The following is a 26,956-nucleotide window of genomic DNA, read 5'->3' as shown; positions in this document are numbered from 1 at the left end:
TGAGAAACTAAATGCCTTTATTTAAAACCATTAAACCAAATAATCACACTACTATTTATGTGTGGAAAATTGAAGAGTCTTTTGATACACTTTCTAAAGATATGCTTTTAACTGAAAGAAGTAAAAATAGAATTCAATCTATGAAATCTAAATTACATCAACGTGGTTTTTTAAGTGTTCGCCATTTATTGAAAGAAGCTGGTTATAGTGATTTTGATTTGTATTACAACGGTAATGGGAAACCTCATTTAAAAGATGAAAAACACATTTCAATTACCCATTCTTTTACATTTTCGGCGATAATTATTAGTGATATTGAAGTTGGAATTGATATTGAAAAGAATCGCGAAAAAATAAGAATAATTCAAAACAAGTTTGTCAATTTTGAACGTGGTTTTATTCACCAAGATGATGATTACATTCAACAATTAACCGTTATTTGGGGAGCAAAAGAAAGTTTATATAAAATTTATCCGCACGGCGGCTTAACTTTTAAAAATGATATTGATATTGATTCTTTTCAAATTTCAGATAAAAAAACAACGGGTTTTATAAAGGTAAAAGGTTGGAACAAACATTACAATATTTACTTTGAACAACTAGAAAACTTTACATTGGTATACGCTTTAGACCCAACTAACAATGACTAAACCTCTTTTAAACCTAATACAAAGCGCCTCAAAAAAAGGAGAAAAATTATTGGCAATTTTATTAGACCCTGATAAAAGCAGTCCAAATGAAATTTCTTTCATTGTAAAAAGAATAGAAAAACTAAAGGCTGATTTTATTTTTGTAGGTGGAAGTTTTGTTGAAGATGGAGTTACGGCCAGCTTTGTAAAAAAACTAAGAGAAAACACAACAATTCCTATAGTTTTATTTCCTGGTGATTATTCGCAAGTAACCAATTACGCCAATGGTTTATTGTTTTTATCGCTGCTGTCTGGTAGAAACCCAGAATATTTAATTGAGCAGCAAATAAAAGCAGTTCCTTTTTTAAAAAATTCAACGCTAGAAATTATTCCAACAGGCTATATTTTGATTGATGGCGGCACAAATTCTTCGGTTTTAAAAGTGAGTAAAACCACTCCTATTCCACAAGAAAATATTGAATTAGCCGTAGCTACAGCTGTTGCCGGAATGTACAAAGGCAAACAACTAATTTATTTAGAAGCCGGAAGCGGAGCAAAACAAGCTGTAAATTATAAACTAATTTCAGAAGTAAAAAAAAATATATCTATTCCACTCATAGTTGGTGGCGGAATAAAATCAACAGAACAATTAAACAATGCATATAAAAACGGAGCCGATTTAGTAGTAATTGGTACTGCTTTTGAAAATAATAATTTTAATAATGAATGATATAATACAAACACTTTTTGGACAATACAGCGCTTATGAAACAATAGACATTGTACTTGAAATTACAGCTGTAATTTTTGGCTTTCTATCCGTTTGGTATTCCAAAAAGAATAAAATTTGGGTATTTCCAACAGGAATGATTAGCACACTTATTTTTGTATACTTATTACTAAAATGGGAATTATTGGGCGATATGATGATTAACGCCTACTATTTTATAATGAGTGTGTATGGCTGGTATATTTGGACAAGAAAAGTAGATGCATCGCACCACACGCCAATATCTAAAACTACAACCAAAGAAAAAATTACTTCAATTTATATATTTATAGCAACTTTACTATTTGTATTTATTGTTTACAAGTATTTTGACAAATGGACAAGTTGGGTTGCCTATGTAGATACCCTTACAACTGCCATATTTTTTGTGGGAATGTGGTTAATGGCAAAAAGAAAAATAGAAAACTGGATTTACTGGATTATTGGAGATATTATTTCAGCTCCATTGTATTTTTATAAAGGATTTACATTTACCAGCTTTCAATACCTTATATTTACAATAATTGCAATAGCAGGTTATTTATCATGGAAAAAAATCTTAAGCAACAACCAAGCGACTTAATAAAAGTTGTACTTTTTGGTCCTGAAAGCACAGGAAAAACAACAATTTCAAGAATGCTTGCACGCCATTACAATACGGTTTGGGTACAAGAATATGCCCGTGAATATTTGCAAGACAAGTGGAATAATGAACGTAAACTGTGCGATGGTAGTGACCAATTACCAATAGCTTATGGGCAAATAAAATTGGAAAATGAATTGGCAAAAAAAGCCGATAAACTTCAAATTTGCGATACAGATTTACTAGAAACTGTGGTTTATTTTGAAAATTATTACGAAAAAAGTATTGATGCAGATTTAAAAAAAGCTGCTTTATCAAATAAATATGACTTGTATCTTTTAACGTATATTGATACGCCTTGGGAAGCTGATGATATTAGAGAAAATCCTGATAAACGAAAAGAAATGTTTGATACTTTTGAACAAGCATTAATAACACACAAAAAACCTTACCTTTTATTAAAAGGAGATTTAAATACGCGATTAAAAGCGGCTACTCAAAAAATTGATGCATTGTTAGAGCTTAATGAGTCGCTACTAAATCATAACAGAATAAGCGAGTTTGGACATTAAAACCATTATACAAGAATTACAATTTAAAGCTATAAGAAGTAGTGGTGCTGGCGGTCAACACGTAAACAAAGTTTCTTCTAAAGTGGTTTTAAGTTTTAATGTTGAAAATTCAAATGGCTTAACTTTTGAAGAAAAAGAACTTTTACAAAAAAACCTTCAGTCAAAACTATCCAAAGAAGGTTTATTGTTATTACAATGTGATGAAAGTAGAAGTCAGCATACAAATAAAGAGCTAGTTATTGAGCGATTTCTAAAACTTATTACAAACGGGTTAAAAGTTCCTAAAAAACGAAAAGCAACCAAACCAAGTAAATCTAGCATTTTAAAAAGATTAGATAAAAAGAAAAAAACAGCGGTAAAAAAGGCTTTCCGAAGAAAGCCTGAATTGTAAAAATGTATTAAGAAATATCTAATTCTTTTAATAAATCTTCAGCTGAATCTGTTGTTCTTTTATAGTGTTTAAATACCCATTTTGAAAAAAAGTAAAGAAACGCAAACCCAAAAGGAACGTACCATAACCAAACTTTTGATTCTAAAAACAAATCTTTCCCATTCATAAATTTGGCTGAAACAGGTAACGAAACAATTACTAAAATAAAACTTAAATAAAAACTTACTTTTTGAATCCAAACAAATTGTTTTTTACTTTTTGCAAATTTTTCTAATGATTGCTTGTAGTTATTTGTTGAAATATTAATTTTTTGCATTCCAAAAATAGACCTTAAAGAAAGCATTGGTAAAACAATACAAAACAATGCAGTAAAAAGTCCGCTTACTTGTAAATACCAAGTATCTAAAGTGTCAAAATTTGCAAAAATATAAATAGCAGCTGCAAAGCATACAAGCGTACCAATAGTTTCAGGAATTGAAATTGATTTTAATTTATTGTTGTATTTTTCTTGTGTCATATCTATAATTAATTTGTCGGTTAATATTTTTTGTTTGTCTAATTCTATTGACATTTGCTGCCATTCGTTTCTCAATTCATCTAATTCCATACTTCCTTTATTTTTTAATTTGAGATTTTAATTTTTGTTTAATTCTATTTAATCGAGTGCCCACATTACTTGATGTAAAACCTGTTATTGCGGCAATTTCATCATAATTCTTTCCTTCTAAATACAATAAAATCACACCTTTTTCAACGGTATTTAACTGTTTAATATGGCTGTATAAAAGTTTAATTCTATCTTCCATAATGGTATCAATTTGATCTATTCTGTCTAAAAGATCATTATTAAAAGAAACCTGTTCTCCTTTCCGTTTTTCTTTTTTTAAACTAGTTATTGAGGTATTTAAAGCTATTCTATACATCCAAGTACTAATTTTTGAACCTCCACGAAACGAATCAAATGATTTCCATAATTGGTACACAATTTCCTGATATAGATCTTTTTGATCTTCTTCATTAAAAGCGTACACTAGTGTTATTTTATAAATAATACCTTCGTTCTCTTTTATAAGCTTAATAAAGTTTTGTTGTTTTTGCATCTAAAAATGAATTACACCTAATTAGTATTAAAAGATGGCGTTAAATCACAAAATAATTTAATTATTTTAAAAATGTGTGTGAAATCAAAAATATTAATTAGTTTTGTCGCATCTCAAAAGGGGTGCCTATAACGGCTGAGATCACACCCATTGAACCTGAACAGGTAATGCTGTTAAGGGACGTTCAGACAAAAATAATTTGTCTAGGGCTTTAGTAATTTTATCAAAACATCGATTAATTACCTCTTTTTATATCGTTTTATTTAAAAAATGAAACAATATTTAAAACAGAATTTTAAAAAGGCGAAGAACTTAGTAGCTTTTTTAATTATTGCATTTTCAATCAATGCAAACGCGCAAGAATTATTTACAATTACAGGTAAAGTAGTTGACGGTGACAACCCAATTACAGGTGCTTCAATTGTAGTAAAAGGAACAAAAACAGGAACTACTTCAAATTCAGATGGTACTTTTTTATTAAATTTAAAAAAAGGAACGTACACATTACAAGTTAGTTTAATTAGCTCACCTAAAGAAGTAAAAGTTACTTTAACAGAAGCTATGTCCATAACTGTAGATTTATCTGACAATTTTGAAAGTTTAGATGAAGTTTTAGTATCAGCTGTTCGTGTAAAATCAGGAGCACCGGTTACATTTAGCAACGTAAGCAAAGAAGAAATTAAAGACCGTAATTTAGGGCAAGATATTCCTATTTTATTAAACTACTTACCATCAGTTGTTACTACATCTGATGCAGGTGCTGGTGTTGGTTACACAGGAATTAGAGTTCGTGGTAGTGATGCAACAAGAGTAAACGTAACTATTAACGGTATTCCTTATAACGATGCAGAAAGCCAAGGTACTTTTTGGGTGAATATGCCTGATTTTGCTTCTTCAACAGAAAGCTTACAATTACAACGTGGTGTTGGGACTTCAACCAATGGTTCAGGTGCTTTTGGAGCAAGTTTAAACTTATTAACCGATGCTGTTTCAGAAGAAGCCTTTGGAGAGTTAAGTGCTTCAGTTGGTTCGTTTAACACAACAAAATTCACAGGGAAATTTAGCACAGGATTAATAAATGATCATATTGAACTTTCTGGTAGAATCTCTAAAATTGATTCAGACGGATATATTGACAGAGCTTATTCAGACTTAACTTCTTACTTTTTACAAGCTGCTTATGTTGATGACAATACATTGATTAAAGCCATTACTTTTGGCGGTCACGAAAAAACTTACCAAGCTTGGTATGGAGTAACCAAAGAAGAAATGGAAGAGTTTGGAAGAACTTACAATCCATACACATATGACAATGAAATTGACAATTATAACCAAGATCATTATCAATTACACTGGAATGAAACTATTTCAGAAAATTGGTCTACAAACTTAGCTTTTAACTACACAAAAGGAAAAGGTTATTTTGAACAGTTTAAAGATGAAGAAGATTTTGCTGATTATGATTTAGATCCTATTGTTATTGGTGGTGAAACTATAGATCAAACTGATATAATAAGAAGACGTTGGTTAGATAATGATTTTTATGTGTTTAACGCCAACGCAACATACACAAATACAAATTACAACGTAATTTTTGGAGGATCATACAGCAACTACACAGGAGATCACTACGGAGAAATTATTTGGGCTGAATATGCAAGTAATTCTGAAATAAGAGATCAATATTATGATAGTAGCACAAAAAAAACAGATTCAAATATTTTTGCAAAGCTTGATTATAAATTAAACGAAGTTTGGTCTTTATTTGTAGACTTACAAGGACGTTTTGTTTCATTTGAAACCAACGGATTAACTTCAGACAGAGTGCCAATTAATGTTGATGAAAATTATGCTTTCTTTAACCCTAAAGCTGGTATTACGTATCAAGTTAATGATTATAATAGTATGTATTTCTCTTATGCAAGAGCTAACAGAGAACCAAACAGAAATGATTTTGAAAATGGTATTTCAGATCCAGAAAAATTAAACGATTTTGAATTAGGATGGCGTATAAATAAAGAAACATTTAAAGTAAACACCAATGTTTATTATATGTTATACAAAGATCAGTTAGTTTTAACAGGAGCTATTGATGATGTAGGATCTCCAATTAGAGCTACAAGTGAAAAAAGTTACCGTTTAGGGTTAGAAATTGATGCTGCCATAAAACTATCAAGTAAATTTAGTATTATGCCTAATGTTGCTATTAGCAGCAATAAAAATATTGATTTCCCTGCTTACCTTGACGGTGAAGAAACTATAATTGAAAGTACAAACATTGCATTTTCACCAAATTTTATTGCAGGAAACAATTTTGTTTTTCAACCAACATCAAACCTTAAATTATCATTGTTATCAAAATTTGTAGGTGAACAATATATGGGGAATATTGATGCAGAAAATTCAAAATTAGACAGCTATTTTGTAAACGATTTTAATGCTTCTTATGAAATTACACCAAACAAAATTGCAAAATCTATTCGTTTTGATTTATTAGTAAATAACATTTTTAATGTTGAATATATTTCAAACGGATACTATGGCACATATGATGACACTTGGTCTGTACCTGGAGAAACTACTACATTAGATTATGCAGGTTACTACCCACAAGCAACTATCAACTTTTTACTAGGTGCTACTGTACGATTTTAAAAAACTTTTTTAACCTAAAAAGCCTCTTTACTTAATTTTCATTTAGTAAAGAGGCTTTTTTATTTTTAAATTATACTACTTCTTAATTTTACAAGTATTTACCTTTAAAATAGAATATAAAGGACATAAGCCTGTAAATGCAGTTATAAATAAAACTGCAGAAACCACATATAAAACTGTTTGTAACCATACGGCTTCAAAACTAGTTGAATATGCAAAATAGCCAATTACAATGGCCAAAACTATTCTGATAATCTTATCAGTACTTCCAACTGTTTTTTTCATAATTAATCTTGGTTTTAAATAACTTCTTATTAAAAATACAAAAATTAATGATGACCATAAGGAACATTATCCATTTTTCCTTTAAATACTTTATACTGCACAATAACATATACAATAACCAATATAAAAGCAATTACCCACCAATACACACCTACTGATAAACCATACGCATGAGCTGCTGTATTAAATATAGTTAATGAAGGGTTAACGGAATTTGTTGAAGGTAATAAAACAGGAAATAACGCTGCTGCCGTAGATGCAAAAGCTCCAAATAAAAACAAGCTAGAACTTAAAAAACCGGCACCATGTTTTTTGAATTTTTGTACTCTAAATAAATTAAGTAAACCAAACAAACCAATAAAAGGAAAAATAAACAGCAGTGGATATTTTATAAAGTTTTTTAACGGATTTTCATTTACCATTCCCCAAACAAGCACAGAAACCACAATTAAAACACATAATAAAATGTTTAATTTAAAAACAATACCTTTTAATTTTTGATTGATAGTACTATTCGTTTTAAAAATCACCCAATTAGCTCCATGAATTGTTAATGCAACTACAGCCACCAATCCTAATAAAATTGTAAACCAATCTATAATTCCTAAATGTTCAGAAAAAGGAGAGAATTCAGGATTCCATAAAGGCACAAAAAAGTACAAAGGTTCTTGTGTTGATATTCCATTCTCAACAATTCCTAAATTTACACCTCTAACAACATTTCCAAGAGCTAAACCAAAAAATAATGCCAAAAGTAAACTTGCAATTCCAAATGCTTTATCCCATATTTTATGCCACATTGCATTATTAACTTGCCCTCTTAACTCTAAACCAATAGCTCTAAAAATAAGCAACCATAAAATCATCATTAACGGTAAATAAAACCCACTAAAAGAGCTTGCATATAATGTTGGAAAAGCAAAGAACAATACACCTCCTGATGCTATTAACCAAACTTCATTGGCGTCCCAAAAAGGCCCAATACTTCTTGTTATAGCAGCTTTATCTTCTTCAGTTTTTGCAAAAAACAAATGAATAATTCCTGCACCAAAATCATAGCCGTCAAGAATTACGTACATTCCTAACATAAACATTAAAACGATATACCAAAATATTTCCATAAGTTATGCTTTTAGTGTTTTGGGTCCTTTATAAATTATTTTACCAACCAATATTAAAAATAACATACCTAACAACAAATACAATCCAATAAACCCTAGCAAGGTAAACAATGTACTTCCTGCCGAAACTGTTGGAGACGCACCATCAGATACTTTTAATAAATTATAAACTAACCAAGGCTGACGCCCTAATTCTGCCGTATACCAACCAGTAATATTTGCAATGTATGGAAAAGGAACTAAAAACAAAATCATCCACATAATCCATTTTTTTTCATATAGTTTTTTGTAGTATAAAAATATTGCTGCTATTAGTAAAACACCAATAAATATGGTTCCTAAACCAACCATAATATGGTATGAATAATACAATCCTGGTATGTTTGTTGGGTAAATACTTTCATCAAATTCATTCAACCCTTTTACTTCAGCATTCCAATTATTATATGTTAAAAAACTTAAAATATTAGGTACTGCAATTTTATTATCTAAACGTTTTTCTTTGATGTTTGGCTGACCAATCAAAACTATTTCAGCTCCTTGTTCTGAATCAAATAAACCTTCCATAGCAGCAAAAGTAACAGGTTGGTGTTTTGCCACATTTTTAGCTGTTAAATCACCCGTTGGAAAAGCAACTAATAAACTTGAAATCAACCCAAAAACTACACCCGTTTTTAAAAACAATTTTCCAAATTCTTCATGTTTTTTATTCAACACGTAAAAGGCTCCAATACCACCAACTACAAATGAACTTGTTACTAGGGAAGCCGCCTGATTGTGTAAATACGATGGTAACAACCAAGGATTACTAAATAAGGCTGAAAAATTAGTTAATACAAATTTTCCGTTTTCTAAAATTTCATAACCTACGGGATATTGCATCCAAGAATGCGTAGCTATAATTAAATAGCCACTTGCCCAGGATCCTAAAAAAACCAAAAACCCGGTTAAAAAATGAAGCTTGTGACCTAATAATTTTTCACCAAATAGAAACAAACCTAAAAAGCTTGATTCTAAAAAGAATGAAAACATACCTTCCATAGCTAGAGTTTGACCTATAATTCCGCCTGTTAATTCAGAAAACTTTGCCCAATTAGTTCCAAATTGAAATTCCATTGGAATACCTGTTACAACACCCATTGCGAAGTTTACCGCAAATATTTTCATCCAAAAATGTGCCGCATCATTGTACTTATCAAGCTTTGTTTTTAAAAATTTACCTTTAAAATAAATTATAATTAAAGATAATCCCATTGTTAATTGTGGAAACAAATAATGGAACGTGATAGTAAATGCAAATTGCATTCTATCGTAAAAAAGAGCATCATCCATTTTATATTTTTTAAGGAGCAAATTTAATGCTTCTAAAACAAAAAAGTTGCAACATGTATCACATGTTGCAACTTTTTATTAATTAATTTTCTAAAAGGTTAGTCTTCAGAAGTCATTCGGCCAGTTGCACAACTTACAAAAGATTTTGCTTTGTGTAATACTGTATTTGCATCACCAACTTCAGGATAACCCATACTTGATAATTTTTCTTTTACTTTTTGAATTAAAGCTTCATCAACAGTATTTACTGTTACTTTTGAAGTTTCTAAGTCTACTGAAACTTCATCAACTCCTTCAATAGTTAAAATTCCTTTTTTAATTGAATTGGCACATCCGCCACATTTCAAATTTAATATTTCTAACGTTGTCATTCTTTTTTATTTTATTAGTCGTTTTTAAGAGTGTCCCTTTACAACTATCTTCATTACTTTCAAATTTAACTTAAAAAAATTAAACAATTGAATAATAAAACAAGATCTTATAAACTTTACCATTTTTGTTGGTTCAGTTCCATAGGACATATTACTATACGGAATATTTTTTTTGATACTTTCGCTCATAACTTTAATTTTTTATTCAGGAATTAACCACCAAAAAGGTTTTGCTTTTGCTTTATAAATAAACATATAATGCATAAATAATTTCATCCAATGTCCTGCAGTACCAACAACACCAACTGTATCATTAATATTTCTTCCCCATTTTGGGTATTTCTCCCAATCTTGTACAATTGGATTTACTGTCATAACAGCTGCTTGCCCTTTCCTAATTCCATATCCTGCCGAAACAATACAAGCTGCTCCCATTTTTGCCATTGAAGCTTCATGTGGATGGTCTGTTTTCCCTGTTTTTATTTGATGAATTATGTTTTGTGCAACAATTTTACCAATTACACCTGAAGGCATTCCGGTACGTGGTGGCGTTGGAAATATTTTTGTCCCATTAGGGCTTTGCATTGGTTTAGACATGCTGTGTGGTGGTGCAAAAGCAATACCTGCAGCATATATATTTTTATAGCCTGTACTTTGATAAATTAAAGGCCAATCTTTTGCACTCCATTCTTCATAAGGCTTGGCATTGTAATCTGCGTCTACCTTCATCATACCATTTCCTGCAAAAACAGTAGTACTTATGTCATTTCCTTGTTTGTCAAAAGCTTTCATACCAGCACCTGCAAAGCCAGGTATTAACATGGCAAAATCAAATTCTTTAGTACTTAACTCACCGTCCAAAGTTTCGTAATGCACAACGCCTTTTTCAACTTTTGAAACTCCTGCTTGTTTAATCCAACGTACGCCGTATTCTTTTAAAATAGACTCTGTAAATATTTTGGTTGGAGTAATGTAACCGTTTTGTTTTACATAAGCACCTCCCATACCAAAATCACCTAATTCATATTCATTTGTAATCCACCATAAATCTGCCAAATGATTTAATTTTCTCTTATTAATTTCAAAAGCAATGTTTAAAATGTATTCAAAAGCTGCACCTTGACAAGTAGCCATTGGGTGTCCTGTTCCAACCAAAAATGTTTGTCGTTCACCTTTTTCCATTTTATCAAAAGCGGCTTGCAAATTACTCCAGGCATGTGCAGCATGGTCATACGTACAAACCGATTGTGTAAACTTTTTAGGACCTAAACCTTCAGTAGCTTCAAAATTTAATTTAGGACCTGTAGCGTTTACCAAATAATCATAGGTTACTTTTTCTTCAACGTCCTTGTTATCTTCAGAAACATATTTAATTACTACAAATCCTTTTTCATTTTCAGCATCACCTTCCGGATGAATAGCCATTGCCAAAGCTTGTTTATAATCTACACCCATTTTTTTATAAACTGGTGCTAATTTAAATTTCACTTGATCAGGAGTCATTAAACCAACTCCAACCCAAATATTTGAAGGCACCCATTGAAAATTACTGTTGGGTGAAACCATCACCACTTCGTGCCCTTTTTTTAAATACTTGCTTAAATAAGAAACGGAAGTATGCCCTGAAATTCCAGCTCCTAAAACAACAACTTTAGCCATAATATTATTTATTAAATGTGATACTCCAAAGACCTCTTAAATCTCCCTCAGTATAACCCGTAGCAATATCAAATTGATATATAGATTTTATAATTGAATCTGTTTCTACAGTCATGGTTTCATTAACTTTTCCGTGACACACTAAACAGTTTGCTTTTATTTTTATAGGTGCGTAAAAATGTTTCTTTTGATTTTCATCAATTTCAACAATTGGCTTTAACTCTTTATTCTCTAACATTAATTGCTCATAACTATCCATAATTTCAATTTCACGCTCTGATGGATCATTATCACAACTTCTTAATTTGTTTGAAGTTCTTTTAATCTCTACATTGTATTTTTTTGAAAGCGCTTCAGTTATAGGCGAAGCTTCTTGATTGCAAAATGGAATGGCTTGTGCTGGTCCTCCTGCTTTCATTTGGGTCATTAAATTTGTACTTAACTCCTTAAATGTAGCCTGTGCAATCTCTTTTCCTTTTACGGTATATTCTTGTTTTTCTTTTTCAGAAAACTCTGAAGAGCATGATACAAAGCTTATTAATACTGCTAAAATTAAAACCTTTTTAAACATATTATTTCGTTATTTTATAGTTGTTTTTAACCCATTTTTGAAGCCCTCCTTGTAAATCATTTACATTTTCAAAACCTAATTTTGAAGCCTTTTTACTTGCTGTAGCCGTTCTTCTTCCTGATCTACAATAAATAAATACAGGTTTACTTTTATCTAATTTTAATAATTTACTTTCAAAATTTTTATCAAAAAGATTGATATTTATAGCTCCTTCAATATGGCCATTAGCAAATTCTTCAGGTGTTCTAACATCTATAATTACTTGTCCAACTGAATTAGTTTTAAAATCACTAGGTGTAATTACATTTATTACTCCATTTTCTGTCACTGTTTTTGACGGTTTTTTTTCAAGACAACCAATAACTGAAATGGTTAAAAAAATAAATATTACTGATTTTAAAAGTAGTTTCATAAGTATGAAGTGTTGTTTTTAGGTTTTTAATTAATTCCTTAATTTCAAACTAATTAAAAAAATTAACCGCTATTATTTTTGAATCTTACACAAATGTAATTCACATTTATTCGATGGCTGTAACCAAAGTTACTTTTTTAAAACAAAAAAAAGGGAGTTTTTTCAAACTCCCTTTATATTTATTAACAATTATATAAGTTTTATAATAAAGTAGTTGGACAAACATAAGCTGTTAACTCAACTCCTGTATCTTTAATATCTTTAAATCCACCTCTCACATCTGTTACCTTTTTAACTCCGTTTGCTTGAAAAATGGAAGCTGCAATTAAAGAACGATATCCGCTAGCACAATGCAAATAATATTCTTTATTTGAATCTATTTCAGCGAAATTTGAATGTATAAAATCTAACGGAAAATTATTTACTCCAATCACGTGTTCTGATAAATATTCCGATTCTTTTCTAACATCTAACGGGTTTTCTATAACACCTTCTTTTAGTTTGTTTGCAAATTGAGCTGCTGAGATTGAACCAATGGTATCAACTTTATGTCCTGCTGCTTTCCAAGAATGAATTCCACCTCGCAAATATCCTAAAGTATTATCATATCCAACACGAGAAAAACGTACTACAACTTCATGTTCTCTACCTTCTTCTGCAATAAAAATAATTTTTTGATTGATATCTTTTACCAAAGCACCAACCCAAGGAGCAAATCCGCCATCAATACCAATAAACCAAGCACCTGGCACAGTACCCTCTTCTGCATAAACGTCTTTGGCACGTGTGTCAATAACTAAAATATCCTTTTGCTCACTCATTTCTTTAAATGTATCTGCATCAATAGGAACTGTTCCTTGATGAATTACATCATCAATACTAGTATTAACTCCTTTATTCATACGCACATTATTTCCAAAATACTGTGGTGGTGGTTTTAAACCAGTGGTAACTTCAGTAATAAATTCTTCTTTGGTCATGTCAGCTCTTAACGCATAATTGGTTTTCTTTTGATTTCCTAAAGTATCAAAAGTTTCTGAGCTCATATTTTTTCCACAAGCAGACCCCGCTCCGTGGTTTGGATATACAATTATATCATCAGGTAACGTCATTATTTTATTTCGAAGAGAATCAAATAAATGACCTGCTAAATCAGCTTGTGTTAAATCAGATTTTACCGCTAAATCTGGACGACCAACATCGCCAATAAATAAGCAATCACCAGTAAACACATAAGGTTTGTTACCTTTTTCATCAATTAATAAATATGATGACGATTCCATAGTATGCCCTGGTGTATGCAATAATTGAAGTGTTAAATCTCCAATTTTAAATATCTCTCCATCTTTTCCTTGATGAATATCGTATTGAGGGTTTGCATTTGGGCCAAATACAATAGTTGCTCCTGTTTTTTTAGCTAAATCAACTTGACCAGATACAAAATCGGCATGAAAATGAGTTAAAAATACATACTTAATTTTTGCTCCATCAGCTTTCGCCATCTCAATATATGGTTCAGTTTCTCTTAAAGGATCAATTATTGCTGCCTCTCCGTTTGAGTGGATATAGTAGGCCATTTCAGCCAAACATCCTGTAAACAATTGTTCTACTTTCATAATTATCTGAATTTAATTTTGTTAAATCTTTTTTTGAGGTATTTCAAAATTACAAGATAGAATTTTCTTCTTTGTAATCTAAATCACATATAATAAGGTATTTAGAAAATTTTAACTATTCGTTTGTTTTACGTATTTAAAATTCTCACCTCCAATTTCCTTGCTATTTTTCTTGTTTTCAAAAGCATTAACCGCGGCTTGTACACTCAAAAAACAGTTTTCAAATTTGATTTCTGACATGAGCTCTGATTTAAATAAAGCATCTCTTACTGGTCCAATTAGCCCTGTAAAATATAATTCTATATTTTTATTTTTCAAAAATAGCAATATATCTTTTATGACATGTACACCACTACTGTCTACATTATTTAAACTATCAGCATTAATTATTACTAATTTTAATTTAACGCCTTTCTGTCTTACTTTTTCAATAATAGTATCTTCAAAATAAGAGCTATTTGTAAAGTTTAATTGTGAATCAAATCTAATAATTAATACTTCCTCATCAATTTCAAGGTCTTCAAAACGATCAACATTTCTATACATATTTGTTCCTGGAATATGTCCTAAAGTTGCCATATGTGGTTTTGTTGAATTATAAATAACCATCACAATAGATAAAACAACTCCTGTTAAAATTCCTTCTTTAATTCCAAAAGTTATCGTTATTAAAAAGGTTACAAATAAAATAACGGCATCTTTTTTGTCGTATTTCCATAACAAAACTGGGGTTTTATAATCAAACAGTCCAATAACAGCAACAATTATAATAGCTGCTATAACTGCTTTTGGAAGAAAATAAAATACAGGTGTTAAAAATAATAATGTAAATGCCACTACAATTGTTGCGAAAATGGTTGCTAATTGTGTGTTTGCACCAGCATTATTATTTACTGCTGATCTTGAAAAACTTGATGTTGCGACAAAACTTAAAAAAAAGGCGCCTATCATATTACTTAAACCTAAAGCCGTAAATTCTTTATTTGCAGATATTTTAGAGTTATCTTCTCTTTTCTCTAATGATTTTCCAATTGAAAAAGCTTCAGTAAAACCAATTACTGCCAGTGTTAAAGCTAAAGGAAGTAATTCAATTATCGTATTATAATCAAAACTTGGAACAGTAAATTCTGGAAGTCCTTGAGGAATGTTTCCTACTACTGAAACACCATAAGTATGTAAACCCAAAATTTTAACTAAAATAATACCTAAAAAAACAACCACTAATGGAGCTGGTACTTTTTTTAAGTACTTTTTAAACAGTACCAATATAACAATTGCAATTATTCCAACTAATAAATTAAAAACATTAGTGTTTTTAATTTCTCTAAAAAGCGCCATTAGTAACTCTCCTATTCCTTGAACAGAGCCCACTTGTACTCCTAAGATATATTTTATTTGACTTAAAGCTATAATTAACGCGGCCCCTGAAGTGAATCCACTAATTACTGGTTTAGAAATAAAATTCACTAAAAAGCCAATTCTAAACAAACCAAACAAAAGTTGAATAAAACCTACAATAAAACCTAATAAAATAGCAAGCGTTATAAATTGACTTGTACCAACGGTAGCTAGCGCGGCAACTCCTGAAGCTACAATTATAGAATCCATTGCTACCGGGCCTACAGAAATATTTCGAGATGTTCCAAATATTGTATAGACTAAAGGAGGAATTAACGCGGCATATAAACCATAAATTGGAGGTAAACCAGCAATCATTGCATATGCTATACCTTGAGGAACTAGCATTACTCCTACTGTTATACCAGCAACTACATCACCTTTAAACCATTTTTTTTTATAGTTAGGTAACCAACTTAGAATTGGAATTATGTTTTTTAAATTCATTATCTAAATTTACTAATATCCGTTCAAAAATAGCGTGACATTTCTTTTATTTTATGATTAACATCACAAAATAACTTTAAAACAATTCTCCTTGACTTTTACCTTTAGATCTTCCTAAATGTTCATAAGCCAAATGAGTTACTTCTCTTCCACGTGGTGTTCGCATAATAAATCCTTGCTGAATTAAAAAAGGTTCATACACTTCTTCAATTGTTTCTGAATTTTCACTTACCGCTGTTGCCAGTGTACTAATTCCAACAGGACCACCTTTAAATTTGTCTATGATTGTTGTTAGAATTTTATTATCCATTTCGTCTAAACCATGTGCATCAACATTTAGAGCGTTTAAAGCGTACTTTGCAATTTCAATAGATATAAAGCCATCTCCTTTAATTTGAGCAAAATCACGTACTCTACGAAGCAATGCGTTGGCTATACGAGGTGTTCCTCTGCTTCTTCCTGCAATTTCAATAGCTGCCTCCATAGAAATAGACACTTTTAATATGTGTGCACTTCGTTGTACTATGGTAGTCAACAATTCTGTATTGTAATATTGTAATCTGCTACTTATTCCAAAACGAGCACGCATTGGAGCTGTAAGCAATCCGGATCTTGTTGTGGCACCAATTAATGTAAAAGGTTCTAAATCTATTTGAACTGTACGTGCATTTGGCCCAGATTCAATCATTATATCAATTCGGTAATCTTCCATTGCTGAATATAAATACTCTTCAACAATAGGACTTAACCTATGAATTTCATCAATAAACAACACGTCTCTTTCGCTCAAATTGGTTAGCAAGCCAGCCAAATCTCCTGGTTTATCTAAAACCGGTCCTGATGTTATTTTTAACCCAGCATTTAATTCATTTGAAAGAATATGTGCCAAAGTAGTTTTACCTAATCCAGGAGGTCCATGAAATAATGTATGGTCTAAAGCTTCTCCTCTTAAATTAGCCGCTTCAACAAATATTTTTAGGTTCTCTAAAACTTGTTCCTGACCAGTAAAGTCATCAAAACTTAGAGGTCTTAATTTCTTTTCTACATCAAAATCATCAGTTGAAAAATTATCTTTTTCTGGATTCAAGTTTTCGTTCATAAAAACAAAGATAAATAATTCACAATTGAAAATAGGATATAGAAAACTAAAAGTTCAATCTAGTTTAATTTGTTTAAAAAAAAACCAGCACAACAAAATGTACTGGTTTAATTTTTAAGTTTTGAAAGCTTTTAGGATTCTTCTTCTCCTTCTTTTAAAGGTGTCGTTTGTAATACAAAATCTTCATCGTGACCAGGTTTACTGTAATCATAAGCCCAACGGTGTACAGCTGGAATTTCTCCTGGCCAGTTTCCGTGAATATGTTCTACAGGTGTTGTCCACTCTAAAGTATTCGATTTCCAAGGATTTTGTTCTGCTTTCTTTCCTTTATAAATACTAATAAAGAAATTAGCTAAGAAAATTATTTGTGCAGCACCACCTAAAATAGCAAACATTGTAATTACAATATTTACATCAGCAACATCATCAAATAAAGGGAATGCTGTATTTGAATAATATCTTCGTGGTAAACCTGCTAAACCAATAAAATGCATTGGGAAGAACACTCCGTAGGCTGCAACTGCAGTAATCCAAAAATGCCAATACCCTAAAGTTTTATTCATCATTCTACCATACATTTTAGGGAACCAGTGATACACTCCTGCAAACATTCCGTAAATAGCAGATACACCCATTACTAAATGGAAATGCGCTACAACAAAATAGGTGTCGTGTACGTTGATATCTAAAGCACTATCTCCTAAAACCAATCCTGTTAAACCTCCAGAAATAAATGTTGAAACCAGGCCAATAGAAAATAGCATTGCTGGGTTCATTTGTAAATTACCTTTCCAAAGAGTTGTAATATAATTAAAGGCTTTTACTGCTGAAGGAATTGCAATTAATAATGTTGTAAAAGTAAATACCGACCCTAAGAAAGGATTCATACCTGATACAAACATATGGTGCCCCCAAACAATTGTAGACAAAAATGCAATTGCTATAATAGAACCAATCATAGCTCTATAACCAAAAATTGGTTTTCTTGAATTTGTTGAAATAATTTCAGAAGTAATACCTAATGCTGGTAATAATACAATATAAACTTCAGGGTGTCCTAAAAACCAAAATAAGTGTTCAAACAATACTGGAGATCCACCTTGGTAATGTAACACTTCACCTTGAATAAAAATATCCGACAAAAAGAATGAAGTACCAAAACTTCTATCAAAAATTAATAATAAAGCTGCCGATAATAATACTGGAAATGAAACTACACCAATAATTGCAGTTACAAAAAACGCCCAAATTGTTAAAGGTAATCTTGTCATTTTCATACCAACAGTTCTTAAGTTTAAAACTGTAACAATATAGTTAAGTGCTCCAATTAATGAGGATGCAATAAATACCGCCATTGAAACCAACCAAAGTGTCATACCCATTCCTGATCCTGGAATAGCTTGTGGCAATGCACTTAATGGCGGATAAATTGTCCAACCAGCAGAAGCAGGACCTGCTTCAACAAACAATGAAATTACCATGATAACACTTGAAATAAAGAACAACCAATAAGATACCATATTCAAAAATCCTGATGCCATATCACGTGCACCAATTTGCAATGGTATTAATAGGTTACTAAATGTTCCACTTAAACCAGCAGTTAAAACAAAGAATACCATAATGGTTCCGTGAATGGTAACTAATGCTAAGTAAATATCTGGAGACATAACTCCTCCGTCTTGGTGACGTCCTAAAAATGCTTCAATAATACTAAATGAATGATCTGGCCAAGCTATTTGTAAACGAAATAACATAGACATCATAACACCTATTACTCCCATAAAAATACCTGTTACCAAGTATTGCTTAGAAATCATTTTATGATCTGTACTAAAAACGTATTTAGTTATAAACGTTTCTTTATGATGATGATCTGACATATTTTATAATTTAGTTAGTAGTGTAGTAGTTAGTTTTATTTTACAACCTGAGCCATAGTTTGTTGTCCTTTTAACCAAGAGTTAAAAGCTTCTTCTTCTTCAACAACAATTTTCATTTGCATATTGTAGTGAGATGAGCCACAAATTTTATTACATAATAATACATAATCAAACTCATAAGGATCTTCTCCTTTTTCAGCTCTAATTTCATTAATCCCATTTACTTTAGCAATGGTTCCTTCATTCAATCTCATTTCCTCTGTAGTCATACTAGGCGTAAATGCAAATTGCGTTACCATTCCAGGCACACAGTTCATTTGTGCTCTAAAATGAGGCATATATGCAGAGTGCAACACATCTTGCGAACGAAATTTAAAAATTACTTTTCTTCCTTTAGGTAAATGTAACTCTCTAACAGGTACGTCATCTAAAGCATTCTTATCTGTCATATCAACACCCATTGTATTGATACCTTTAATATTTCTAACATTTGCTAAACCTAACTCATTGTCATTTCCAGCATACCTAGCTTCCCATTGAAATTGTTTTGCATATACTTCAACAATTAAAGGGTTTTCTGCATCAGAAGCATCCATAACGTCATTCCAAACAGATAAACCGTATAAAACAATTCCTGAGAGTACTACTGCAGGAATAATAGTCCAAATCATCTCTAATTTATGACTATCGGCATAAAACAAAGCTTTACGCCCATTTATTCCTCTATATTTAAATGCAAAAAAGAATAATAAAAATTGAGTAACTGCTTGTACAAATAAAATTAGTAACATAGTTACTAAATACAAAGTGTCATAGCTTTCTCCTTCAACAGAAGCTGCATCAGGTAAAAGTATTACAGAGTATTTCCAAAAAGAAAATATCATTAACCCATAAAAGAAAACTCCAAAAATTGCAAAAATTATACCTTGCGTGTTGTTGTCTTTCTCAGTAGCTATTACTCCTTTTAAGTTAAAAATACTTGTTATTTGCCATATAGCCACACCAATGACTATTGCCAGTAAAATGTAAAGTATTGCTGTCATTTTTTAGTTAGTTAGTTTAGTAGTTGCCAAATATAAAAAAAATCCTGAATAAAATGTATTCAGGATTCTTTTGAATGTATATTTTTTTGAATTTTAGTAGTGAAAATGTTCACTTTCTTTTATAAATGGGCTTCCTTTAGCTAATAAAGGTGCTTTTGTTAATGCTGTGAATACCACATAAATAAAAATTCCTAACACCAATAATACAGAACTAATCTCTGAAATTCCAAAAAACCATTGGTCTCCAACCGTAGCCGGCATAATCATTACAAAAATATCAACGTAATGTCCTATTAAAATAACAATACCAGTTGTTACAATAAACCAAGGAACACGCTTATAATCGCTATTCATTAATACCAATAATGGGAATAGGAAATTTAACACTAACATTCCTAAAAACGGAATTTTATAGTCGTTAAATCTTGTTGCAAAGTACGTAACCTCTTCAGGAATATTTGCATACCAAATTAACATGAATTGTGAAAACCATAGGTATGTCCAAAATACACTAAATCCAAACATAAACTTTGCTAAATCGTGTAAGTGGCTGTCATTCACAAATTCTAAATATCCTTTTCCTTTAAGGTAAATTGAAATTAAAGCTATTGTTGTAATTGCAGAAACTACCATACTTGCAAATACATACCATCCAAACAAAGTACTAAACCAGTGTGGATCTAAACTCATAATCCAATCCCAAGACAACATAGATTCAGTTACTAAAAAGAACACTAAAAATGCTGCTGAACTTTTAAATAATTTATAGTAATTTTTTAAGTCTGTAGCATTATCTTGAGCAATTGTAAGTTTTCTTGCATATTGACGGTAAACAATCCAACCAATCATATAAATAGCCGCTCTAATTAAAAAGAATGGCACATTTAAATATCCTGATTTATTTTGAATTAACTCATCGTGTGCAACTACATCAGCATCCATCCATACAAATAAATGATTCATATGCATTGAAGAAAGTACAAAGAAAACAAACAATAACACTGCACCTACAGGTAAGTAGGCCGTAATTCCTTCCATTACTCTAAATAATACCACTGGCCATCCTGCTTGTGAAGCATGTTGAATTGCATAAAAAGCTAATGTTGCCAATGAAATCATAAAAAAGAAAAACAATGCAACATATAATGCTGACCAAGGTTTGTTTTTTAATAAATGTAGTACGTGCTCTGCATGTTCATCACCTGAATGTTCAGCTTCTGCAGCACCATGCGCATCAATAGTTGCATCATGACTAGAAGCTTCAGATGCGTGAGCATCATGGCTATCGTGCATCATTACTTTCACATCTTCTACTGTACTTGGAGTAGATAAAAAACCGTAAGCAACACCAATAAGCCCAATAATCATTAAAGCGAAAGAAAGTGTTTTTAATTTACTTGAAAAGGTATACATATTTAAAAATTCTATCTTAGTAAAAGTATTATTTTAATAAATCATTTCTTAACTGCTCAACATACATTGTAGTTTGCCAACGCTCTTTTACAGTTAATTGAGATGCGTGAGATCCCATCATATTTCTACCATACATAATCACTTGGTAAATACTACCTTCCGTAATATCTCTATCTTTATAATTAGGTATTCCTAAAAATTTATCACGTTGTACTAAAACACCGTCACCAGCACCCGTTTTACCATGGCAAGAAACACAATAGATTGTGTACATTTTTTTACCATTTTCTAAATTAGTTTCAGTAACCTCTAACGGGTTTTTTGATTCTAATTTAGCAGCTTCGTATCCTTCATTTGTATTTGGGTAATCGTAAGGTACTTGACCACGAGCAATTGTTCCTTCAACAGGTAACTGAGTTGTCATACCATTTGCATAATTTGGATTTTCTGAATAGGTTTCGTAACCAACAGAATGATACATATCAGGCATATATTGATAGTTTGGCTTAGACTTATCTGTCCAACAAGACGATAAAATCATCATAAAAGCCAATGCGATTGTAATTTTTAAAATGTTTTTCATTTTAATTAATGCTTTTCAGTTACTTTAATTTCTACAGTTCCTGTTTTTTTAAGAAATGAAACTAATTCAGCTTCATCACCTTCAACAGCGACTTCCATAACAAACATATCATCTGTTGTTCTTGGATCTGGATTCTCAGCTTCTTTAAATGGCCATAATCTGCTACGCATATAAAATGTAATTACCATTAAATGCGCTGCGAAAAACACACTTAATTCAAACATAATTGGCACAAAGGCTGGCATGTTTAAAAAGAAACTCATACTTGGTTTACCACCAATATCTTGAGGCCACTGTTCAATCATCATATAGTTCATCATCCAAACTGCGAACGAAAAACCAACACATCCGTACATAAAAGCAGTAATTGCTATTCTTGTACCTTTCAATCCCATAGCCTTGTCTAAACCATGAACTGGGAATGGTGTATAAACTTCTGCGATATGATGATTTGCTGCACGTGTTTCTTTTACGGCATCCATTAGGATATCATCATCGTTATACATTGCTTGTACTACTTTATTACTCATGATTTCCGTCTCTTAATTTTTTATAATTTTCTCCTGATGACTTCAAAATAGATTTTACCTCAGCTTGCGCGATAACAGGGAATGTTCTTGCGTATAATAAAAATAATACAAAGAAAAATCCGATTGTTCCAACATAGATACCAATATCAACAAACGTTGGTGAGAACATTGTCCAAGATGATGGTAAGTAATCTCTATGCAATGAAGTTACAATAATTACAAATCTTTCAAACCACATTCCAATGTTTACAACAATTGAAATTATAAAAGAGAATGTAATACTTTGTCTTAATTTTTTAGACCACATAAATTGTGGAGAGAATACATTACAACTCATCATTAATAAATAAGCCCACCAGTAAGGTCCTGTTGCTCTATTTAAAAATGCATATTGTTCATATTCAACACCTGAATACCAAGCAATAAATAACTCTGTAATATAAGCACAACCTACAATTGAACCAGTAATCATAATTACAATGTTCATTAATTCAATGTGCTGTTTTGTAATATAAGCTTCTAAGTTAGAAACTTTTCTCATGATTATTAACAACGTATTTACCATTGCAAATCCAGAGAAAACTGCTCCTGCCACAAAATAAGGAGGGAAAATTGTTGTATGCCAACCTGGAATAACAGATGTTGCAAAGTCAAAAGATACAATTGTATGTACTGAAAGTACTAAAGGTGTTGCTAAACCAGCTAACACTAATGATACTTCTTCAAAACGTTGCCAATCTTTAGCTCTCCCTGTCCAACCAAAACTTAATAAGCTATAAATTTTCTTTTGAAAAGGTTTTACCGATCTATCACGTAACATTGCAAAATCAGGTAACAAACCAGTCCACCAGAAAACTAATGATACCGATAAATATGTAGAAATTGCAAAAACATCCCATAATAATGGTGAGTTAAAGTTTGTCCAAAGTGAACCAAATTGATTTGGAATTGGCAATACAAAATGTGCATCCCAAACACGTCCCATATGAATTACTGGGAACAAACCTGCTTGCACAACAGAGAAAATTGTCATTGCTTCAGCAGAACGGTTAATACCCATTCTCCATTTTTGACGAAACAATAAAAGTACAGCTGAAATTAATGTACCGGCATGACCAATACCTACCCACCAAACAAAGTTGGTAATATCCCAGGCCCAACCTACGGTTTTATTTAATCCCCAAACTCCAATTCCTGTTCCAATGGTGTAAATAATTGAACCAACTCCCCATAGGAAAGCTAATAGTGCAATTATGAAAACTGTCCACCATAATTTATTTGCTTTACCTTCAACTGGAGCGGCTACTTCTACAGTAATATCATGGTAGCTTTTATCTCCAACAATTAAAGGTCTTCTAATAGGTGCTTCGTAATGAGACGACATAATTCTTATTTAATTATTATCTATTAATATTATTGTTTATGCTTCTTGAGTGTTTCTAACTTTTACTTGGTAAACAACATTAGGCTTAGTTCCAATGTGTTCTAGTAAATGATACGCTCTTTTATCTTGTGTTAACTCAGTAATTGTATCTTCCTTATGATTTACATCACCAAATACCATTGCTCCAGTGCTACAAGCGTTTGAACAAGCGGTTTCAAATTCATTGGTATTTACTGGTCTTCCTTCTTTTTTGGCTTTTAAAATTGTTGCTTGTGTCATTTGAATACACATTGAACATTTTTCCATAACACCACGAGAACGAACAGTCACATCTGGATTTAATACCATTCTACCTAAATCATCATTCATATAGTAATCAAATTCACTATTTTCTGGGTATTTAAACCAGTTGAATCTACGTACTTTATACGGGCAGTTATTTGCACAGTAACGTGTACCTACACAACGGTTATAAGCCATTTGGTTTTGACCTTGACGACCGTGAGATGTAGCGGCAACCGGACAAACTGTTTCACAAGGCGCGTGATTACAGTGTTGACACATTACAGGTTGAAATGCTACAGAAGGATTTTCAGAAGGATCTTCTAATTCTGCCATAGTGTCTTTATAACCCATAACTCCAGTTCCAGCCTCTTTCTTTTCATTATCACCTGCAAAATCTTCTTCGTGAGAATAATATCTATCAATACGCAACCAGTGCATATCTCTTGATTTTCTAATTTCATCTTTACCAACTACCGGTACATTATTTTCTGCGTGACAAGCAATTACACAAGCTCCACATCCTGTACATGCATTCAAGTCGATTGACAAGTTAAAATGATGCCCAACTGTTCTATCAAAAGAATCCCAAAGATCTACTGAAGTAGCTTCAACTTCTTTATGATCCATAGAAACAACAGGAACTTTATTCCATTCTTTTGAATCTTTTGTATTGAACTCTTCTAAGGTAGTTTCTTTAATAATATCTCCTCTACCCATTAAAGTGTTGTGCAATTGTATACAAGCAAACTCGTGAACACCAGCAACAACTTTTACAGAAACATCTGTTTGAGTAGTATTAAAATCTTTATAAAATTTAAATGCATTCTTTCCAGTTTGCATTTCTTCTTTTAATCCTTGAACACGTCCGTAACCAACTGCTAAACCTAAAGAACCAATTGCTTGACCTGGTTGAATTAGCACTGGTAAAACTTCTGAAATACCATTTACGGTTAACTCAACTAAACTTCCGTTTAAGGCACCATTTGCAACATTCTCATTCATTACTCCAAATGTAGCAGCATCAGCTTTAGACATTGTTAAGTAATTATCCCAAGATGTTCTTGTTATTGGATCAGGGAATTCTTGTAACCAAGGGTTACTTGCCATTTGACCATCACCCATTCCAGTTTTTGTGTATAATGACAATTCTAAATCACTAGATTTAGCACTACCCATACCTTTAATTGCTGAAGCAAAGTCAAACTTTGACACTTCTAATTCTTCACTAGAAGGAGCTACATAAATACCATCATGCAACGCTTGATTCCATGACGTTCCATTTAATACCTCAGCAGTCCAATAATTCTTAATAAAATCGTAATAAGAACTTGAGCTACCTGTCCAAGCTAATAAAGCATCTTGAAATTGACGCGTATCAAATAATGGTTTAATTGTTGGTTGCATTAAGCTGTAATGTCCTTTTTTAATTACAACATCACCCCAAGACTCTAAATAGTGAGGAGAAGCTAATGCATATTGAACAGCATTTGCTGTTTCATTATCTTGCATAGAAAATGCAACAGATAATTTTACTTTTTTCAATCCTTCAACAAATTCACTTGAATTAGGTAAAGAATAAACTGGGTTTGAATTATTAATTATAACCGCTCCAATTTTACCAGCATTCATATCTGCTATTAATTGAGCAACAACTTTATCATCTCCCTTTCTAACGTTCTTAGTTTTAACAACATCAATAACCTCACTTTGAATAGCTTGATTAATTGCTAATGCTAATAATTGAGCGTTTTTATCTTGAATTCCTGTTAAAACAACAGCTTTTGTACCTGCTTTTTTAATTTGAGCAGCTACTTTTTGAATAGCACTGTTTAATGGTGAAGCTTCTCTAGTTGAAATTCCTCTTACAACAGCTTGATATAATTTTATTAAAGCTAAGTTTTGCTGAGATGGCTTTAACATAATACGCTCATCTGCATTTGCACCAGATAAAGTCATATTAGATTCAATTTGAATATGGCGAGACATTTTCCCTTTTACAGGAATTCTTCCCTTAGCATATCCAGCTTCAAAGCCTCCACCTTGCCAATCTCCTAAGAAATCTGCACCAATAGATACAATAACATCTGCTTTTTCTAAATCATAATCAGGTAAAGCTCTTTCTCCATAAGCAGTTTCAAAAGCATCTAACGCAGCTGATTCAGAAACAGCATCGTAAACAACATGGTTTACATTTCCAAAAGCTTCATTAAACTTATTTACTATTTTTTTTGTAGACGGACTTGCACAAGTTCCAGTTAAAACTGCAATAGGTAAACCTGCAGCTTTTACTTCATTTAATTTTAAAACAATTCCTTCATTAGCTTTATCCCAAGATATAACCTCTCCATTTGCTTTAGGTCCTTGTAACCTTAAACTATCATACAAAGAAAGTACAGAAGCTTGCACACGTGCATTTGTACTTCCATTTGCTTCTTTATTTGGTTCAATTTTTATTGGACGTCCTTCTCTAACTTTTACCAATACATTTGCAAAGTCAAAACCATCTGCCATTGTTGTTGCATAATATTCTGCAACACCAGGAATAATATCATCTGGCTTAATTACATAAGGAATTGATTTTACCACAGGACCTTCACAGGCCGCTAAAGAAGCTGCAGCTGTGGTAAATCCAACATACTTTAAAAAGTCTCTACGAGTTGTTGATGAAGCCTCTAAGTTTTCTTTGTCACCTAAAAAATCATCTGTTGGAATTTCTTCCACAAACTCGTTATTTTTTAACGTATCAACAATCAAGCTATTTTCCTTAAGCTCTTCAACACTTTTCCAGTATTTTTTGTTTGATGCCATTTTATATATTGTTATTT

General features: G+C 31.6%; 25 protein-coding genes. 6 read left to right on the top strand and 19 right to left on the bottom strand.

Features of this window, described 5'->3' with window-relative positions:
• Positions 1 to 11: 11 nt before the first annotated feature.
• Genes ACFQ5N_RS05625 through arfB form a run of 5 tightly spaced genes read left to right on the top strand, consistent with a single transcriptional unit; the run spans position 12 to position 2,944 of the window.
• Entirely contained in the window at positions 12 to 650 is a 639-nt protein-coding gene (locus ACFQ5N_RS05625; protein WP_386808487.1) for a 4'-phosphopantetheinyl transferase family protein, read from the top strand.
• Complete coding sequence (locus ACFQ5N_RS05620) at positions 643 to 1,359, top strand: geranylgeranylglyceryl/heptaprenylglyceryl phosphate synthase (RefSeq protein ID WP_386808485.1); 717 nt, start codon at positions 643 to 645, stop codon at positions 1,357 to 1,359. Before ACFQ5N_RS05625 ends, ACFQ5N_RS05620 begins: the two co-directional genes overlap by 8 nt.
• Positions 1,352 to 1,981 (top strand): nicotinamide riboside transporter PnuC, encoded by a 630-nt coding sequence (pnuC, locus tag ACFQ5N_RS05615; RefSeq protein WP_386808483.1) that lies wholly within the window; start codon positions 1,352 to 1,354, stop codon positions 1,979 to 1,981. Before ACFQ5N_RS05620 ends, pnuC begins: the two co-directional genes overlap by 8 nt.
• The gene (locus ACFQ5N_RS05610; protein ID WP_386808481.1) at positions 1,945 to 2,553 is read left to right on the top strand and encodes an AAA family ATPase; all 609 of its coding nucleotides are present in this window, start codon (positions 1,945 to 1,947) and stop codon (positions 2,551 to 2,553) included. The genes pnuC and ACFQ5N_RS05610 overlap by 37 nt, the downstream gene beginning before the upstream one ends.
• Positions 2,543 to 2,944 carry an alternative ribosome rescue aminoacyl-tRNA hydrolase ArfB gene (arfB, locus tag ACFQ5N_RS05605; protein ID WP_386808479.1) on the top strand — a complete coding sequence of 134 codons (402 nt, stop codon included), beginning with the start codon at positions 2,543 to 2,545 and terminating at the stop codon, positions 2,942 to 2,944. Before ACFQ5N_RS05610 ends, arfB begins: the two co-directional genes overlap by 11 nt.
• A gap of 7 nt (positions 2,945 to 2,951) precedes the next feature.
• Here the strand turns inward: arfB and ACFQ5N_RS05600 are convergent, their stop codons facing one another.
• Positions 2,952 to 3,551: a hypothetical protein gene (locus tag ACFQ5N_RS05600; RefSeq protein WP_386808477.1), complete on the bottom strand. Its 600-nt coding sequence runs from the start codon at positions 3,549 to 3,551 to the stop codon at positions 2,952 to 2,954.
• A 7-nt stretch (positions 3,552 to 3,558) separates the two neighbouring features.
• The gene (locus ACFQ5N_RS05595) at positions 3,559 to 4,044 is read right to left on the bottom strand and encodes an RNA polymerase sigma factor (RefSeq protein WP_386808475.1); all 486 of its coding nucleotides are present in this window, start codon (positions 4,042 to 4,044) and stop codon (positions 3,559 to 3,561) included.
• Positions 4,045 to 4,314: 270 nt separating this feature from the next.
• Here ACFQ5N_RS05595 and ACFQ5N_RS05590 point away from each other — a divergent pair, with 270 nt between their 5' ends.
• Entirely contained in the window at positions 4,315 to 6,699 is a 2,385-nt protein-coding gene (locus ACFQ5N_RS05590; RefSeq protein ID WP_386808473.1) for a TonB-dependent receptor, read from the top strand.
• 75 nt (positions 6,700 to 6,774) lie between these two features.
• Here ACFQ5N_RS05590 and ACFQ5N_RS05585 read toward each other — a convergent pair whose 3' ends face one another.
• The 17 genes from ACFQ5N_RS05585 to ACFQ5N_RS05505 all read right to left on the bottom strand — a co-directional run bounded on the left by ACFQ5N_RS05585 (position 6,775) and on the right by ACFQ5N_RS05505 (position 26,939).
• Complete coding sequence (locus tag ACFQ5N_RS05585; RefSeq protein WP_386808472.1) at positions 6,775 to 6,984, bottom strand: YgaP family membrane protein; 210 nt, start codon at positions 6,982 to 6,984, stop codon at positions 6,775 to 6,777.
• Positions 6,985 to 7,028: 44 nt separating this feature from the next.
• A complete protein-coding gene (gene cydB / locus ACFQ5N_RS05580) occupies positions 7,029 to 8,105 on the bottom strand; it encodes a cytochrome d ubiquinol oxidase subunit II (protein WP_386808470.1) in 1,077 nt (358 codons plus the stop codon).
• Between the two features lie 3 nt (positions 8,106 to 8,108).
• The gene (locus ACFQ5N_RS05575) at positions 8,109 to 9,437 is read right to left on the bottom strand and encodes a cytochrome ubiquinol oxidase subunit I (RefSeq protein WP_386808469.1); all 1,329 of its coding nucleotides are present in this window, start codon (positions 9,435 to 9,437) and stop codon (positions 8,109 to 8,111) included.
• Positions 9,438 to 9,535: 98 nt separating this feature from the next.
• Positions 9,536 to 9,808 carry a heavy-metal-associated domain-containing protein gene (locus ACFQ5N_RS05570; RefSeq protein ID WP_386808467.1) on the bottom strand — a complete coding sequence of 91 codons (273 nt, stop codon included), beginning with the start codon at positions 9,806 to 9,808 and terminating at the stop codon, positions 9,536 to 9,538.
• Positions 9,809 to 10,009: 201 nt separating this feature from the next.
• Positions 10,010 to 11,467 carry an NAD(P)/FAD-dependent oxidoreductase gene (locus ACFQ5N_RS05565; RefSeq protein WP_386808465.1) on the bottom strand — a complete coding sequence of 486 codons (1,458 nt, stop codon included), beginning with the start codon at positions 11,465 to 11,467 and terminating at the stop codon, positions 10,010 to 10,012.
• A gap of 4 nt (positions 11,468 to 11,471) precedes the next feature.
• A complete protein-coding gene (locus ACFQ5N_RS05560; RefSeq protein ID WP_386808463.1) occupies positions 11,472 to 12,038 on the bottom strand; it encodes a Tll0287-like domain-containing protein in 567 nt (188 codons plus the stop codon).
• 1 nt (position 12,039) lies between these two features.
• Entirely contained in the window at positions 12,040 to 12,450 is a 411-nt protein-coding gene (locus ACFQ5N_RS05555) for a rhodanese-like domain-containing protein (RefSeq protein ID WP_386808461.1), read from the bottom strand.
• A 200-nt stretch (positions 12,451 to 12,650) separates the two neighbouring features.
• Positions 12,651 to 14,066, bottom strand: coding sequence for an MBL fold metallo-hydrolase (locus tag ACFQ5N_RS05550; RefSeq protein WP_386808460.1), 1,416 nt, complete (start codon positions 14,064 to 14,066; stop codon positions 12,651 to 12,653).
• 111 nt (positions 14,067 to 14,177) lie between these two features.
• A complete protein-coding gene (locus tag ACFQ5N_RS05545) occupies positions 14,178 to 15,911 on the bottom strand; it encodes a SulP family inorganic anion transporter (protein ID WP_386808458.1) in 1,734 nt (577 codons plus the stop codon).
• A 76-nt stretch (positions 15,912 to 15,987) separates the two neighbouring features.
• Positions 15,988 to 17,010 carry a Holliday junction branch migration DNA helicase RuvB gene (gene ruvB, locus ACFQ5N_RS05540; protein ID WP_386808456.1) on the bottom strand — a complete coding sequence of 341 codons (1,023 nt, stop codon included), beginning with the start codon at positions 17,008 to 17,010 and terminating at the stop codon, positions 15,988 to 15,990.
• 131 nt (positions 17,011 to 17,141) lie between these two features.
• Positions 17,142 to 18,893 (bottom strand): cytochrome c oxidase subunit I, encoded by a 1,752-nt coding sequence (locus ACFQ5N_RS05535; protein WP_386808455.1) that lies wholly within the window; start codon positions 18,891 to 18,893, stop codon positions 17,142 to 17,144.
• 35 nt (positions 18,894 to 18,928) lie between these two features.
• Positions 18,929 to 19,936 carry a cytochrome c oxidase subunit II gene (locus tag ACFQ5N_RS05530; protein ID WP_386808453.1) on the bottom strand — a complete coding sequence of 336 codons (1,008 nt, stop codon included), beginning with the start codon at positions 19,934 to 19,936 and terminating at the stop codon, positions 18,929 to 18,931.
• Positions 19,937 to 20,029: 93 nt separating this feature from the next.
• On the bottom strand, positions 20,030 to 21,349 hold the full coding sequence (locus ACFQ5N_RS05525) for a quinol:cytochrome C oxidoreductase (protein ID WP_386808451.1): 1,320 nt from the start codon (positions 21,347 to 21,349) through the stop codon (positions 20,030 to 20,032).
• Between the two features lie 28 nt (positions 21,350 to 21,377).
• Positions 21,378 to 21,932 (bottom strand): c-type cytochrome, encoded by a 555-nt coding sequence (locus ACFQ5N_RS05520; RefSeq protein ID WP_386808449.1) that lies wholly within the window; start codon positions 21,930 to 21,932, stop codon positions 21,378 to 21,380.
• Between the two features lie 5 nt (positions 21,933 to 21,937).
• The gene (locus tag ACFQ5N_RS05515; RefSeq protein WP_386808447.1) at positions 21,938 to 22,462 is read right to left on the bottom strand and encodes a DUF3341 domain-containing protein; all 525 of its coding nucleotides are present in this window, start codon (positions 22,460 to 22,462) and stop codon (positions 21,938 to 21,940) included.
• Positions 22,455 to 23,846: an NrfD/PsrC family molybdoenzyme membrane anchor subunit gene (gene nrfD, locus ACFQ5N_RS05510; RefSeq protein ID WP_386808445.1), complete on the bottom strand. Its 1,392-nt coding sequence runs from the start codon at positions 23,844 to 23,846 to the stop codon at positions 22,455 to 22,457. Before nrfD ends, ACFQ5N_RS05515 begins: the two co-directional genes overlap by 8 nt.
• Before the next feature lie 36 nt (positions 23,847 to 23,882).
• Complete coding sequence (locus tag ACFQ5N_RS05505) at positions 23,883 to 26,939, bottom strand: TAT-variant-translocated molybdopterin oxidoreductase (RefSeq protein ID WP_386808443.1); 3,057 nt, start codon at positions 26,937 to 26,939, stop codon at positions 23,883 to 23,885.
• Positions 26,940 to 26,956 lie beyond the last annotated feature (17 nt).

The organism is Lutibacter holmesii, from assembly GCF_042679665.1.
Taxonomy (GTDB): domain Bacteria; phylum Bacteroidota; class Bacteroidia; order Flavobacteriales; family Flavobacteriaceae; genus Lutibacter; species Lutibacter holmesii.
This window is presented reverse-complemented; position numbering and strand designations above follow the sequence as displayed.